Below are 15,272 nucleotides of genomic sequence, written 5' to 3'. Positions count from 1 at the left end.
CATGGAACTGACCGGGCCGATCGTGCTGTCCGACCACCGATACGGCAAGGCCGAGAACCGGATCGTCCGGATCTGGCGGCAGCGCGCCCGCCACGAGATCCGCGACGTGAACGTGTCCACCGTGCTGCGCGGCGATTTCGCCGACGCCTACGTCGCGGGCGATCAGCGCAAGGTGCTCCCCACCGATACGCAGAAGCAGACCGCGTACGCCTACGCGAAACAGCGAGGGCTACAAACGATCGAGGACTACGCGCTAGCGCTGGCGGGCCATTTCGTCGATGACATCGAGCCGGTGACCAGCGCGCGGATCGAGGTCGACGAGTATGCCTGGCAACGGGTTTCGGTGGACGGCCACGAACACGACCACACCTGGGTCCGGCAAGGTCCCGAGGTGCGCACTGCGGCGGTCACGGTGGCGGGTAAGGGAGCGGACCGGCAGGCCTGGGTGATCGGCGGGGTGCAGGACCTGACGATTCTGAAGTCGACCGGCTCGGAGTTCGCCGACTTCCTGACCGACGAATTCACCGTGCTCGCCCCGACGCACGACCGGATGCTGGCCACCGCGCTGGTGGTGGAATGGCGGTTCGCGGGCACCACCGACATCGCCTGGGACGAGGTGTACGCCGGTATCCGGGCGCGGTTGGTCGAGACGTTCGCGACACAGCACTCGAAGGCGTTGCAGCAGACCTTGTTCGAGATGGGTAAGGCCGCGCTCGAGGCTTACCCGGTGCTCGCGGAGATCCGGCTGGCCGCGCCGAACAAGCACCACTTCGACTACGACCTCGAACGGTTCGGTATCGAGAACAACGGCGAGGTCTACATCGCCGCCGATCGTCCGTACGGCCTGATCCACGCGACCGTGCAGCGGGCCGACGCACCGGAGGCCGGGCCCGCATGGACGCGGTGACGGTCATCGATGGGTGTGCCGTCGCGACCGTAGATGCGGTCGGCACCGAATATCGCGACGGTTATGTAGTGCTGCGCGGCAACAGGATCGAGGCCGTCGGCGCGGGCGCGGCGCCCGCCGTCGACGGCTCGGCGCGGCGCATCGACGGCCGTGGCTGTCTGCTGACGCCCGGCTTGGTGAACACCCATCACCACCTCTACCAGTGGATCACCCGGGGTCTCGCCGCGGACAACACGCTGTTCGAGTGGCTCACCACGCTCTACCCCATCTGGGCGGGCATCGACGAGGAGGCGGTGCGGATCGCGGCGACCGGCGGGCTCGCCGCGCTGGCCCGTACCGGCTGCACCACCACGACGGATCATCACTACGTGTTCCCGCGCGAGGGCGGTGACCTGCTCGGCGCCGAGATCGCCGCGGCGGCCGAGGTGGGCCTGCGCTTCCATCCGTGCCGGGGCTCGATGGATCTCGGTGCGGGCTCGGGCGGACTGCCGCCCGATCACGTGGTGCAGACGCTGGACGAGATCCTGGCCGACAGTGCGACGGCCATTGCCCGGCACCATGATTCGTCGTTCGACTCGATGCTGCGCATCGCGCTGGCCCCCTGCTCGCCGTTCTCGGTGACGCCGGATCTGCTGCGCGAGTCGGCCGTTCTGGCGCGCGAGTCAGGGGTGCGGCTGCATACCCATGTCGCCGAGACGATCGACGAACAGGACTATTGCGCCGCGACATTCGGCTGCACACCGGCGCAGTACATGGAGCGGCTCGGTTGGGTCGGCGCCGACGTCTGGTGGGCGCACGCGATCCACCTGGACGACTCGGCGATCGAGACGATGGCGAAAACCGGTACCGGGGTGGCGCATTGCCCCACCTCGAACGCGCGGATCGGCGCGGGTATCGCGCGTACCGCGGACCTGGTGCACGCCGGGGTCCCGGTTGGCCTCGGGGTGGACGGCGCGGCGAGCAACGAATCGAGCTCGATGATCGAGGAGCCGCGCAATGCCCTGTTCTTCGCGCGCAACAGGGGCGGCCCGCGCGCGATGACCGTGCGAACGTCGTTGGCGCTGGCCACCATCGGCGGCGCGCGGGTGCTGGGCCGCGACGCCGAGATCGGCTCGATCGAGCCGGGCAAGCTCGCCGACCTGGCGTTGTGGCGGCTGGACACCCCGGCGCACGCGGGCATCGACGATCCGGTGACCGCGCTCGTGCTCGGCTCGGCGCCACCTCTCGCGGCGCTGATCGTGAACGGGCGTGCGGTCGTTCGCGACGGTCGGTTGCGCACCATCGATGAGGAGGCAGTCGGGACGCAGGTGGCTCGGGCGCAGGCTGCGCTGGTCGCCAAGGCGGGGTAGTGGGCGGGTCAGCCGCAGCGACGGGCCGCCAGTAACGCGAGAGTGTCTGCGCAGGCGCGCATTTCACTGATCAGGACGTGATGTTCGGTATCCGGAGTGTCGCCACGAGGCCCGAACAGGCAGCATTCGATGCCTGCCCGGCTCAGGTGAGTAGTGTCGTTACCGCAGTAGGAATAGGGCAGTGCGAGTCCGGTTTCCTCGACGCGGAAATCCGAGACCTGGGGCAGCAATTCGGCGATGTCGCGCACCACTGCGCAGTCGGCAGGCATGTCCATCGGCGGCATGTCGGTGCCGCCGACTCGGAACCGCGGATCGACCGGATGCTCCATGGCGATCTGCGCTTGCGGGAACGCGTCTCGGGCGCGGTCCAATACCGCGTCGATGGCCTTGCTGACCTGATGTGGCTCGTAGGGCGGCGGATAGCGCAGATCGATGAGCGCGGTGGCCTTGTCCGAGCAGTAGCTCACCCCCGAGAAATCATGTCCCTCGCCGCGTCCCGCGATCAGACTGGCCACCTGATGCCGTGGTAGCGGCGGGAATTCGTCGTTGTGCAGGCCGAGATCGGCGGTGTCGAGCAGGTCGAGCACGCGGCGCAGGATCGCGACGGCGTCGACGCCCTCGTGATGCCTGCTGGTGTGCGCGGTGATGCCGCGCACGACGATCGCGAACTTGTGCACGCCCGCGGTGCGGGTGATCACCCTGCGCACCGAATACGGTTCGGGGACAACGGCGGCGTCCGCGGTGAGGCCGCTGCGCAGCGCGTGCCTCGTGCCGACCCCGCCCTGTAGCTCGCCGACGACGAACTCGAGCAGCAGCGGTCGTTCTAGGCCGATCCCGCTGCGGCGCACCGCGATAGCCGCGCCGAGGATCGCGGCGAGGCCACTCTTCATGTTGTGCAGGCCCGCCCCGTACAGCCGGTCGCCGTCGCGCCGGGCGGCGAACGGCTCGCCGGGAAAGTCGCGGCCGAGCGGATCCATGTCGAGGTGGCCGTTGAGCAACAGCGCTGGAGTGCCGCGCTCCGGGCCGAGCCGCGCGATGGTCTGTAATCGGCCCGGCTGCACCTCTTGGTGGTACGCGTGAATGTCGTTGCGGGCGAGGACGTTGCGGACGTGGAAAGCCAGCGGCGTCTCCTGCCCGGTGAAGGAGGGCACCGCGGTGAGCCCGGCAGCCAGCTGCACGAGCTCGTCGTCGGGCAGCAGCCGGGGCAGCTGGTCGACGAAGGTCGTTGTGGAACTATTCACGCTTTCTGAATCCGATCAGCACCGACATCGCGTAACCCGGCGGGATCGGTCACCGTGCGTGTCGTCGTGTAATACGGCGAGAACCAGGCCGCCCAGCTCCCGTTCCGGGACGTAGCGATCGTAGAGGGCGGTGCCGCCGCCGGTGACAGTGGTCCGCTGGCAACTCGTGGTCGGCGGTCGCCGCCCGCTGGTTGGCGTTGATCGGAGGCCCTCCGCGTCGGGACATGGGCTGCCGGCAGCGGGGCCGTCGGTGGCGCACATCAGTAAGGGATGGCCCGCGTACGCGTGGGAAATGTCACACAGAGCGGGCCGGGTTGGACATTAATCCGGCAGCCGCCTGGTTGTCGAGTGTGTGACGTCCTCGATGTCGCGTGTCGAGCGCGCGTCGTGGACCGGGGGCTCGGCGTGTTGCGGACCGGTGGAGTTCGCGGGCTGTCGCCGCAAGTGTTTTCGAGGCCTGTGCTGCGGCCAGTCAGAAATAGACCGGCAGGTATTGAACCGGCATTGTGCCAGTTCAGCGCGTGTGCGGGATACTGGAATAGGGTCGCCTCTGACTGTGGTGGCGAATGGAACGGACGTCGGGTGTCGCGGGGCGCGCGGGCGATCCGAGGGAGTGGAATAGGCCGGTCGGACGCCGGCTGGGTAACGGTCGCGACATCCGGGGCGGTTGTTGTGCAACATTGCGGCAACTCCCCGCTCCTAGAGTGGCCGCAGCGGCAGCGGAGTGAGGTGAGACGTGGATCTGGACACGATCCGTGCGGTGGTGCTCGCGCGGGAGCGAGCCGACCTGGCCGCGATCGATGCGTCGTGCGCGGTGCTCGCGGGCGGCACCTTCCTCTTCTCCGAGCCGCAGCATCACCTGGAGCGGCTGGTCGACATCACCGCACTCGGCTGGCCCGCGTTCACGGTCCGCCCGGACGGGCTGGAGATCGCGGCCACCTGCACGCTGGCCGAATTCGCCGGTGCGGTGCCGGGGCGTGAGCTCGGTGCGCCGGTGTTGCGCGAAGAGTGGCCGGGGACACGATTATTCGCCCAGGGCTGCCGGGCATTGCTTGCTTCGCACAAGATCTGGCGCACCGCGACGGTGGGCGGCAACATCTGTCTGTCCTTGCCCGCCGGTGCTGTGCTCGCTGCGCTGACCGCGCTCGACAGTGTCGCGCTGGTGTGGGGCCCAGATGGCATCGATCGACGAATCCCACTGCGGGAGTTCGTACTCGGACCAGGCCGCACTGTGCTGCTACCTGGCGAGGTATTGCGCTCGATCACCGTGCCGACGTCGAGTCTGCTGGCGCATACAAGTTTTCGCAAGGTCGCGCTCGCGCCGCTGGGCAGGTCCGGATCAGTGGTGATGGGGCGGTGTGACCCGGACGGCCGGTGCGTGGTCACCATTACCGCGGCCACTGCCCGACCCGTCGTGCTGGATTTCGCCGCGGCGCCCAGCGATGCCGAGATCGATGCGATGGTCGCGGAAATAGATCCACTGCTGTGGTTCGACGACCCGCATGGCGCACCCGACTGGCGCAGGCACGTCACCGGCCTACTCGCCGGCGAGGTCGCCGCCGAGCTACGCGCCCAGGATCGGGAGCGACTATGAGATTCGAAGTCGACGGCCGCCCTGTCGAAGCCGAACCGCGACCCGGCCAATGCCTGCGCACCCTGCTTCGTGAGCAAGGCACCCTGTCGGTCAAAAAAGGCTGCGACACAGGCGATTGCGGAGCGTGTTCGGTGCAGGTCGACGGAATGACCGTGCACTCATGCCTTATCCCAGCCCATCGTGCGGCCGATCGGGTGATCACCACGGCGGCGGGGCTCGGCACCGCCGAAGAGCCGCACCCGATACAGCGCCGGTTCGTCGAGAACGCCGCCTTCCAATGCGGGTTCTGTACTGCGGGAATGGTGGTGACCGCCGCAGGCCTGGGTTGCGGCACATCCGGGACGACATCGGCTGTTGCGGCCAGCGGCGTGGATCTGCCGGGCGAAGCGCCCGCGATATCGGTCGACGGAGTCGTGCGAGACGGTGCCGTCGCATCGGCGGACGCCGCAGCGCTGCGTTCTTTGGGCACGGCCGGAGACGGCGGCCGCTCCGACGCCGAGTTGGCTGAACTGATGAAGGGAAACCTGTGCCGCTGCACGGGTTATCGATCGATCGCCGAGGCGCTGGCCGGTGGGCGAACCGACGCAGCCGCTCCGGACGGTGCGACAGCGCGGAACGCCTCCGAAACATGTTCAGGCAGTGGCGAATCGGGGCCCTTGATGGCCGGTCGAGCAGGTGCCGGTGTCGGGGCCCCCGCCGGGCCGCGGATCGTGCGAGGCCTGGAGCCGTTCACCTTCGATATCCGACCGGGCGCGAACGACATGCGCGCGAGTTCACCTGGGGAACCGAAGGTCTCACCGCCCACCGCTCCGCTGCACATCGCGGTGCTGCCCAGTCCGCACGCGCACGCGCGCATCGTGTCCATCGATACGGCAGCCGCCGAGGCGCTGCCCGGAGTGCACGCGGTGCTCACCTACCGGGACGCACCGGAGGTGGCGTTTTCCACCGCACGGCACGAGTTACGCGCCGACGATCCGGACGACACCTATGTGCTCGATCGGACGGTGCGCTTCGTCGGGCAGCGGGTCGCGGCGGTGGTCGCGGAGAGCTCGGCGGCCGCGCGCGCGGGCTGCCGGGCTGTGCGGGTCGAGTACGAGGTGTTGCCCGCGGTGTTCGATCCTGCCGAGGCGCTGACGCCGGGCGCGCCGAAACTGCATGGGGACAAACCGGATTCGGCGCGGATCGCGGACGTCGGACGCAATCTGATCGCCGAGGTGCACGGCGAGGTGGGCGATGTGCCTGCCGGTCTCGCGACGGCGGCGAAAGTGGTGCGCGGCGTGTGGCATTCGCCGCGCGGACAGCACGTGCACCTGGAGACGCACGGCGGGATCGGCTGGCTCGACGCGGACGGCAGGCTGGTCATTCGGTGCAGCACGCAGGTGCCGTTCCTGGTGCGCGACGAGCTGTGCCAGGTGTTCGGGCTGCGGCGCGACCAGGTGCGGGTGTTCGCCACCCGGGTCGGCGGCGGGTTCGGCGCCAAGCAGGAGATGCTGGCCGAGGACCTGATCGCGCTGGCGGTGCTGCGCACCGGGCGGCCGGTGCAGTACGAATTCACCAGGGCCGACGAATTCGCCTCCGCCACTTGCCGTCACCCGATGCGCGTCGCGGTGACCGCGGGCGCCGACGCGGACGGCGTGCTGACCGCGCTGCTCGTCGACGTGCTCGCCGACGCGGGCGCGTACGGCAATCACAGTGCGGGCGTAATGTTCCACGGTGTCGGCGAATCGATCGGCGTCTACCGCTGCGCCAGCAAACGGGTGGACGCGCAAGCGGTGTACACCAACAACATTCCCTCCGGCGCGTTCCGCGGCTACGGGCTCGGCCAGGTCATTTTCGGGATCGAGTCCGCGCTGGACGATCTCGCGCGTGCGCTCGGCATCGACCCGTTCGAGTTCCGGCGCCGCAACGTGGTGGTCCCCGGCGACGAGTTCGTCGGTGCCGAGGTGGACGAGAGCGATCTGTCGTTCGGTAGCTACGGCCTCGACCAGTGCATCGACCTGGCCGAACGAGCACTGTTGCGGGGCAACGGGGTATCGGCTCCAGGGCCGCGGTGGCGGGTCGGCACGGGGATGGCGATAGCGATGATCGCGACCATCCCGCCGCGCGGGCACTCGGCGGACGCCACGATCGCCCTGCGGCCCGACGGCCGGTACGAGATCCGCGTCGGCACCGCGGAATTCGGCAACGGCACCACCACCGTGCACGCCCAGCTCGCGGCCTCCGCGCTGGAGACCGACGCGGCGCGCATCGTGGTCCGGCAATCCGACACCGACCTGATCGGGCACGACACCGGCGCGTTCGGCTCCACCGGAATTGTGGTGGCGGGCAAGGCGACCTACGCGGCGGCGCTCGAATTGCGCAGGCTGCTGCTGGCCAGGGCGGCGAAGCTGGCCGGGCTGCCAGAGCGCGACTGTGTGCTCGAGTCCGACGGAGTCCGTTGCGGCGACCAGGTATTCGGCGTCCGCGAATTGCTGGCCGACGGCGAGCTGATCGCGCACGGCGAGCACTCGGGCACCCCGCGATCGGTGAGCTTCAACGTGCACGCCTTCCGCGTCGCCGTGCACCAGGACACCGGTTCGGTGCGCATCCTTCAGTCGGTCCAGGCCGCCGACGCCGGGACCGTGCTCAATCCGGTGCAGTGCCGCGGCCAGGTGGAGGGCGGCGTCGCGCAGGCCATCGGCACGGCACTCTACGAGGACATGCGCAGCGAGTTCGGCGTCGTCACCACCCAGTCGCTGCGGCACTATCACATTCCGCGGTTCTCGGATGTGCCGTACACCGAGGTGTACTTCGCCGACACCGCCGACGCGTTCGGCCCGCTCGGGGCCAAGTCGATGAGTGAATCCCCGTACAACCCGGTCGCCCCCGCCTTGGCGAACGCGATACGGGATGCTGTCGGGGTGCGGCCGGATCGGCTGCCGATGACCGCCGATCGGATCTGGCGGTCCATGCAGGAAGGAGATGAGCGGTGACACGGTTGCCGGAGAATGTCCGGGTCAGGATCGACGCGATGCTGGACGTCGTCGATGCCGAGCTGCGCACGCGCTACCCGGGACCGGACGGACGAGCACAGCCGATCCACACGGCGTATGTCCCGGCCGACCGTATTCGCGAGGACACCCCGCCCGCGTGGGGCGCCGCGGCCGTCGAGCTGCTGGACCGGCATGCGGACCTGCTGTCCGAGCTGGATTCGACCGGATCGCTGCCCGATGTGCGCAAGCGACTGGAGCACGACCCGATTCAAGATCTGCGCATCGACTTCGAGGACGGTTACGGGTTCCGCACCGACTCGGAAGAGGACGCGGCGGCCACCGCCGCCGGTGCGGTGCTGGCCACCTGGGCGTACACGCCGTATCGCCCGCAGAGCTATGGCATCAGGACGAAGGGCCTGGCGATCGGCGAACGCAACCGCACCCTGCGCACCCTCGAACTGGTGCTGGCGGCCATGGTCGACGTGCCGGCGGGATTCGTCTTCACCGTCCCCAAGATCCGTGCGGCGGAGCAGGTTCCAGCGCTGGTCGCGCTGTGTGAGGGGCTCGAGAGCGGCTACGGCCTCGCCGCGGGCACGCTGCGCTTCGAGCTGCAGATCGAGAGCCCGCAGGCGATCATCGCCGCCGACGGCACCGCGCCGATCGCGCGGATGCTCGGGCTGGCCGACGGGCGTTGCAGCGCATTGCATTTCGGCACCTACGACTACACCGCCGCGTGCGGTGTAGCCGCGCCCGACCAGGCGCTCGATCACCCGACCGCGGATTACGCGAAGGCGGTCATGCAGGTCGCCGCGGCTCAGACCGGCGTCTGGGTATGCGACGGCTCCACCCAGATCGTGCCCGACACCGAGCCCGAAGCGGCACTGCGCAACCACCACCGCCTGGTCAGCCGCTCGCTGCGACGCGGGTACTACCAGGGGTGGGACATGCACCCCGGCCATCTGGTCACCCGCTGGCTGGCGACCTACGACTTCTTCCGGCAGGCGATCGACGTGGCAGTGCCGCGACTGCAGGCCTACCTGGATCGCCGATCGGGCGGCGTACTGGACGAACCGGCCACCGCGGAAGCCTTGGCGTCCACCGTCTTACGCGGCGTGGAGTGCGGCGCGCGCACCACCGAAGACCTTGCCGCGCGGGCGCCGGAATTGTCACCGGCGGTGTTGCGTGCGCTGGTCACCCGTTCGCCGATTCCACAGGAGGTGCGGTCGTGACCGACCAGCCGGCGTTCACGCTACTTCCCGACCTCGCGGTTCGTCCGCTCGGCGGCTCGGTGATCTGGGCCGACGACGAATTCTTCGCGGAGAAGGAGAATCTGGTCAACCCGGATCCGGCCGAATATCAACCCTCGACCTTCGGGCACAAGGGCCAGGTCTACGACGGCTGGGAAACCCGAAGGCACCGTGGCCGACCCGGCGACGACTCCGCCATCGTGCGGCTCGGCGTGCCCGGCGTGATCCGCGGCATCGTGGTCGATACCGCCTGGTTCAAGGGCAACTACCCGCCGGCGGTCTCGGTGGCCGCGCTGGAGGTGGTGGACTATCCGACGGCGGAAAGCATTGCCGCCCGTGATGATTGGGAGACCCTGATCGATCACGCGCCGGTCGCCGGGGACAGCCGCAACCCGTTCGCCGTCGCGAGCGAACGGCGGTGGACCCACGTCAAACTCACCATGCACCCCGATGGCGGGGTGGCACGGCTTCGAGTACACGGCGAGGGCAGCCCCGATCCGCGCCTGCTCGGCCTCGGACCGCTCGACCTGGCGGCGCTGGAAAACGGTGCGCTGGTGCTGGATTGCTCCAACCGCTTCTACAGCTCGCCGAATCAGCTGCTGTATCCCGGGCTGGCCAGGAAGATGGGCGACGGCTGGGAGACCGCCCGCCGCCGCGACGACGGCAACGACTGGGTGCGGATCCGGCTCGCCGGGCCCGGCCTGATCCGGCTCGCCGAGATCGACACCTCCTACTTCCTGGGCAACAGTCCGGGCGCCGCCCGGCTCACCGGCCGCACCAACGACGGCACCGAGCTCGAATTGCTGCCGCGCACCGAGCTTTTGCCCGACACCAGGCATCAGTTCGCGATCGCGCCGATGGCGGCCTCGGTGGAGGAGGTGCGGTTGGACATCTACCCCGATGGTGGCTTGGCCCGGCTGCGGCTCTACGGAGAGCTCGGCGGATGACCGGGCCCGCTCGCGAATTCATCGGCTATGGCCAGCACCCGCCCGACCCGCGGTGGCCCGGCGGCGCGCGGATCGCCGTGCAGTTCGTGCTGAACTATGAGGAGGGCGGCGAGAGCAACGTCCTCGACGGCGATCCGGCTTCGGAGACGTTTCTCTCGGAAATGACTCCGGCGCAAGCCTTTCCGAACCGTCACATGAGCATGGAGTCGCTCTACGAATACGGCTCCCGCGCCGGACTGTGGCGGGTACTGCGCGCTTTCGAGCGCCGCGACCTGCCGCTCACCATCTTCGCCGTCGCACGCGCCATGCAGCGAAACCCCGAGGCGGTAGCCGCTTTTCGCGAACTCGGCCACGAGATCGCCAGCCACGGCCTGCGCTGGACGTCGTATCAGCTGACCGACCGCGACACCGAACGCGCGGACATGGCCGAGGCGGTGCGCCTGCTCACCGAGCTCACCGGTGCCGCACCGCTGGGCTGGTACACGGGCCGCGACTCACCGAACACCCGTGAGCTGGTGGTCGAGCACGGCGGCTTCGTCTACGACTCCGACTCCTATGCCGATGACCTGCCCTACTGGGTCACCGTGCGGGGCAACGACCACCTGGTGGTGCCTTACACCTTGGACACCAACGACATGCGTTTCGCCTCGCCCGCCGGATTCCCCACCGGCGAGCAGTTCTTCGCCCACCTGCGCGACGCCTTCGACGTGCTGTATCGCGAAGGCGCCGAAGGCAGCCCGAAGATGCTGTCGATCGGCCTGCACTGCCGCATCGTCGGCCGCCCGGCCAGAATCGCCGCGCTGGAACGCTTCCTGGACCACGTCCAATCCCACGACCAGGTGTGGATAACCCGCCGCATCGACATCGCCGAACACTGGCGCAAGGTCCATCCAGCACAGGGCAACTGACCCACCGCAGGCTGTCCGGCTAGCCGGCACCGCGCGGCCGGTTTCGGCCGCGCGGTGCCGGGGAATCAGCCGAACAGGTTGCGCACGAACGGCAGCGAGTCCGGCAGCGACGCGTTCACCGTCGCGCTGTGGTCCTCGGGGTAGGTGTGCAACTGCACCGGCTGCCCGTTCGCCCGCAATACCGCGGCGAACCGCAGCGTCTCCGGCATGATGACGTCGGTGTCGCGCAGCCCCTGGCCCATGAACAGCGGCTTGTCGTAGCCGGATTCGGGCAGTCCGAGATAGCGGGTGAGCAGTCCGTGCAGGTCGGGGATCTGCGCCAGCGGCTTGCTGAACAAGTTTCCGACCACGACACCGCCGGCGGCGAGCTCGTCGCCGAGCGGAACGAGGCACTCCTCGCGCGCCTTCGCCAGCCAGGAGCGGCCCGCGTCGGTGAGGTAGGACTCGATGTTCAACTCCGGGTAGGTGGTGCGCAGCCCGTTGAGGATGTAGAGCACATAGCCCGTGGTGTGCGGGCTGAGCTTCACCGGCGGCACATTCGGGCCGAGCGGCTGCAGGATGTCCTCGATATAGGCCGGTACGCCGGTGCCGACCGCACCGCGGTAGTCGAGTTCCGGACCACCGAATTCGGTGGCGTAGCGCGCGGTATAGACCGCGGCGCCACCCCCTTGGGACTGGCCGACCACCACCCATTTCTTCGCCAGCGACGAATACTGCTCGGTCGCCGCCCGCACCGCGTCCACGACGTTGTGCGCTTCGACGACGCCATTGAGATAGGGATGCTCACCCGGCGTGCCGAGCCCGGCGTAGTCGGCGGCCACGATCGCATAACCCTGCTGTAGCCAGGTGCCGAGGTAAGCCCAATCGCGCTCGACCGCGCCCGGCCCGGCGATGCTGTACGCGCAGTCGTCGCCGAGTCCGACGGTGCCGTGCGCCCACGCGATGACCGGCCAGCCACCCGGCGGCGGCGCGCCCGGCGGAAAGTAGACAGCCGCGCTCGCGGTGGTCGGCACGTCGTTGGCCGTGGTCGAGCTGTACAGCATGCGGGTGGAATTCACCGCGCCCGGCGGCGTGGCGACCGGTGCGAGTGGGGCGGCCGACTCGACCGTGCCGACGGGCGCCGCGGTGGCGCCGGGCAGATTCAGCAGACCTGCGGTGCAGGCGAGGGTGAACGCGGCGGCGATGACCGATGTCCGCATGGGATCTCCTGTCCGGATGCACGTGGGTGCCATGGCATCCCGGGGAAAGTCTGCCCGAACCGGCGACCGGCGGCTACGCGCGGGTGGCGTGGGCCACACGGGCGGCACCTGCCCGGACTTGTGAACGTCCTCACAACCCGGAATGGCTGGCCGCGCGGCTGGCCGATACCCCGCCGATCTCTAACAGTACGAGCGTTACGCTAAAACCGCATGTCAGGGCTACTTGCCGGTAGGTTGCATCTTTGCAATTTGCTCGCAAATTTCGCAGAGTTAGCAAACGGGGATCGAAACCTAGCTTAGATTCACATTAGCAACAGGTAGACGGCCATTTCGCATTGTGCAATCGTGTGGAAGTACACCCCATGGGCCTAGCAAGCCTGCAAATTGCCGCTCCAGCAGTTCGAGCTGTTTCACCGCTCGGCCGTGGGGCAATCGACTTAAAACGAGGAAGTGGAGTCAGAGATGTCGAACGCCGGCACCCCGAAGACCGCTGCGGAAATCCAGCAGGACTGGGACACCAACCCCCGCTGGAAGGGCGTCACCCGTAACTACACCGCCGAGCAGGTGTCGAAGCTCCAGGGCACCGTCGTCGAAGAGGCAACTCTCGCTCGTCGCGGTTCGGAGATCCTCTGGGATCTCGTGAACAACGAGGACTACATCAACTCGCTGGGCGCGCTCACCGGCAACATGGCCGTGCAGCAGGTGCGCGCCGGCCTCCAGGCCATCTACCTGTCCGGTTGGCAGGTCGCCGGTGATGCGAACCTCTCCGGCCACACCTACCCGGACCAGAGCCTCTACCCGGCCAACTCGGTCCCGGCCGTCGTGCGTCGCATCAACAACGCGCTGCTGCGTGCCGACGAGATCGCCAAGGTCGAGGGCGACACCTCGATCAAGAACTGGCTCGCCCCGATCGTCGCCGACGCCGAGGCCGGCTTCGGTGGCGCGCTGAACGCGTACGAGCTGCAGAAGGCCATGATCGCGGCCGGCGCGGCGGGCGTGCACTGGGAAGACCAGCTCGCCTCGGAGAAGAAGTGTGGCCACCTCGGTGGCAAGGTGCTGATCCCGACCCAGCAGCACATCCGCACCCTGACCTCCGCGCGGCTCGCGTCCGACGTCGCCGACGTGCCGTCGGTGATCATCGCCCGCACCGATGCCGAGGCCGCCACCCTGATCACCTCGGACGTGGACGAGCGCGACCGGGAGTTCCTGGACGGCACCCGCACCCCCGAGGGCTTCTACGGTGTGAAGAACGGCATCGAGCCCTGCATCGCGCGGGCCAAGGCCTACGCCCCGTACTCCGACCTCATCTGGATGGAAACCGGCGTGCCGGACCTCGAGGTCGCCCGTAAGTTCGCCGAGTCGGTCCGCAGCGAGTTCCCGGACCAGCTGCTTGCCTACAACTGCTCGCCGTCCTTCAACTGGAAGGCCCACCTGGACGACGCGACCATCGCGAAGTTCCAGCGTGAGCTCGGCGCGATGGGCTTCAAGTTCCAGTTCATCACGCTGGCCGGTTTCCACTCGCTCAACTACGGCATGTTCGACCTGGCCTACGGCTACGCCCGTGAGGGCATGACCGCCTTCGTCGACCTGCAGGAGCGCGAGTTCAAGGCCGCCGCCGAGCGTGGCTTCACCGCCGTCAAGCACCAGCGTGAGGTCGGCGCGGGCTACTTCGACACCATCGCCACCACCGTGGACCCGAACACCTCCACCGCGGCGCTGAAGGGTTCCACCGAAGAGGGCCAGTTCCACTGAGCCACCCGTGATTCGCCAAGGGAATGAGGTTCCCGACGTGAAGACCGATAACCCCCTCTAGGGGTGTACCGCCCTCCCCGCTGAACAGCCCCAGCGGGGAGGGCATCCCTATACCTTGGACCATCGAAGGGTCGCTCACACCAGAGCACTCCCTTCCCGCGGTGCGACCGTCAGGCCCGGAGGCGGAAGCTTGCGTAACCACGCAGGGCCCGGGCGCACCGCAGATCAGACAGAGCCACCGACTAGCCAGACCAACAGCAGGAGCGGGACGTGAGCAGCGAGAAGATTCAACGCGTCGGCATCATCGGTGCCGGACAGATGGGTGCCGGCATTGCCGAGGTGTGTGCGCGAGCGCACGTCGACGTGCTCGTCTTCGAACAGACCAGGGAATTGGCTGCCGCGGGTCGCTCTCGTATCCTGCGTTCGCTCGACCGCGGCGTCAGCAGCGGCAAGATCACCGAGCGGGAGCGCGAACAGGCCGCGTGGCGACTGCGGTTCACCTCCGACCTCAGCGACTTCGCCGACCGCCAGTTGGTGGTCGAGGCGGTGCTCGAGGACGAGAAGGTGAAGACCGCCATCTTCGCCGAGCTGGACAAGGTCGTCACCGACCCGGCCGCCGTGCTCGCCTCCAACACCTCCTCCATCCCGATCATGAAGATCGCGGTGGCCACCACCCAGCCCGAGCGCGTGGTCGGCATGCACTTCTTCAACCCGGTGCCGGTGCTGCCGCTGGTCGAGCTGGTCACCACGCTGAAGACCAGCGAGGACGTGTCCAAGCGCGCCGAGGCGTTCGCCGGTGACGTGCTGGACAAGCAGGTCGTCCGTTCGGCCGACCGGTCCGGTTTCGTGGTGAACGCGCTGCTGGTGCCGTACCTCCTCTCGGCCATCCGGATGGTCGAGTCCGGCTTCGCCACCAAGGACGACGTCGACAAGGCGATGGTGCTCGGCTGCGCGCACCCGATGGGTCCGCTGGCACTGACCGACCTGGTCGGCCTGGACACCGTCAAGTCGATCGCCGACTCGATGTACCAGGAATTCAAGGAGCCGCTGTACTCCGCTCCGCCGCTGCTCATGCGTATGGTCGAAGCCGGGTTGCTCGGTAAGAAGACCGGCGCGGGTTTCTACCAGTACAACCGGGCCTGAGCTCGTTTCGATT

General features: G+C 68.4%; 11 protein-coding genes. 9 read left to right on the top strand and 2 right to left on the bottom strand.

Annotated features, from left to right (window positions below; all coding sequences use genetic code 11):
* Position 1 precedes the first annotated feature (1 nt).
* Both pucL and ACIBCN_RS11310 read left to right on the top strand, forming a co-directional pair.
* The gene (gene pucL, locus ACIBCN_RS11315; protein ID WP_396991399.1) at positions 2–907 is read left to right on the top strand and encodes a factor-independent urate hydroxylase; all 906 of its coding nucleotides are present in this window, start codon (positions 2–4) and stop codon (positions 905–907) included.
* Positions 895–2,256, top strand: coding sequence for an 8-oxoguanine deaminase (locus ACIBCN_RS11310; RefSeq protein ID WP_396991398.1), 1,362 nt, complete (start codon positions 895–897; stop codon positions 2,254–2,256). The genes pucL and ACIBCN_RS11310 overlap by 13 nt, the downstream gene beginning before the upstream one ends.
* A gap of 8 nt (positions 2,257–2,264) precedes the next feature.
* On the opposite strand, the gene ACIBCN_RS11305 is transcribed toward ACIBCN_RS11310, so the two are convergent.
* On the bottom strand, positions 2,265–3,497 hold the full coding sequence (locus tag ACIBCN_RS11305) for a M20 family metallopeptidase (RefSeq protein ID WP_396991397.1): 1,233 nt from the start codon (positions 3,495–3,497) through the stop codon (positions 2,265–2,267).
* A 736-nt stretch (positions 3,498–4,233) separates the two neighbouring features.
* Here ACIBCN_RS11305 and ACIBCN_RS11300 point away from each other — a divergent pair.
* Genes ACIBCN_RS11300 through puuE form a run of 5 tightly spaced genes read left to right on the top strand, consistent with a single transcriptional unit; the run spans position 4,234 to position 11,165 of the window.
* A complete protein-coding gene (locus tag ACIBCN_RS11300) occupies positions 4,234–5,091 on the top strand; it encodes an FAD binding domain-containing protein (RefSeq protein WP_396991396.1) in 858 nt (285 codons plus the stop codon).
* Positions 5,088–8,063 (top strand): molybdopterin-dependent oxidoreductase, encoded by a 2,976-nt coding sequence (locus tag ACIBCN_RS11295; RefSeq protein ID WP_396991395.1) that lies wholly within the window; start codon positions 5,088–5,090, stop codon positions 8,061–8,063. The genes ACIBCN_RS11300 and ACIBCN_RS11295 overlap by 4 nt, the downstream gene beginning before the upstream one ends.
* A 38-nt stretch (positions 8,064–8,101) precedes the next feature.
* The gene (locus ACIBCN_RS11290) at positions 8,102–9,292 is read left to right on the top strand and encodes a DUF6986 family protein (protein ID WP_396991869.1); all 1,191 of its coding nucleotides are present in this window, start codon (positions 8,102–8,104) and stop codon (positions 9,290–9,292) included.
* On the top strand, positions 9,289–10,257 hold the full coding sequence (gene alc, locus ACIBCN_RS11285) for an allantoicase (protein ID WP_396991394.1): 969 nt from the start codon (positions 9,289–9,291) through the stop codon (positions 10,255–10,257). The genes ACIBCN_RS11290 and alc overlap by 4 nt, the downstream gene beginning before the upstream one ends.
* Positions 10,254–11,165: an allantoinase PuuE gene (puuE, locus tag ACIBCN_RS11280; protein WP_396991393.1), complete on the top strand. Its 912-nt coding sequence runs from the start codon at positions 10,254–10,256 to the stop codon at positions 11,163–11,165. Before alc ends, puuE begins: the two co-directional genes overlap by 4 nt.
* 65 nt (positions 11,166–11,230) lie before the next feature.
* Here the strand turns inward: puuE and ACIBCN_RS11275 are convergent, their stop codons facing one another.
* Positions 11,231–12,364 carry a lipase family protein gene (locus tag ACIBCN_RS11275; protein ID WP_396991392.1) on the bottom strand — a complete coding sequence of 378 codons (1,134 nt, stop codon included), beginning with the start codon at positions 12,362–12,364 and terminating at the stop codon, positions 11,231–11,233.
* Between the two features lie 462 nt (positions 12,365–12,826).
* Between ACIBCN_RS11275 and aceA the strand changes: the two genes are divergently transcribed.
* Together aceA and ACIBCN_RS11265 are read left to right on the top strand one after the other, a co-directional pair.
* On the top strand, positions 12,827–14,116 hold the full coding sequence (gene aceA, locus ACIBCN_RS11270) for an isocitrate lyase (RefSeq protein ID WP_396991391.1): 1,290 nt from the start codon (positions 12,827–12,829) through the stop codon (positions 14,114–14,116).
* A gap of 270 nt (positions 14,117–14,386) precedes the next feature.
* A complete protein-coding gene (locus ACIBCN_RS11265; RefSeq protein ID WP_396991390.1) occupies positions 14,387–15,259 on the top strand; it encodes a 3-hydroxybutyryl-CoA dehydrogenase in 873 nt (290 codons plus the stop codon).
* The last annotated feature ends 13 nt before the right edge of the window (positions 15,260–15,272 follow it).

This window comes from Nocardia sp. NPDC051052 (assembly GCF_044456045.1).
Taxonomy (GTDB): Bacteria; Actinomycetota; Actinomycetes; order Mycobacteriales; family Mycobacteriaceae; genus Nocardia.
This window is presented reverse-complemented; position numbering and strand designations above follow the sequence as displayed.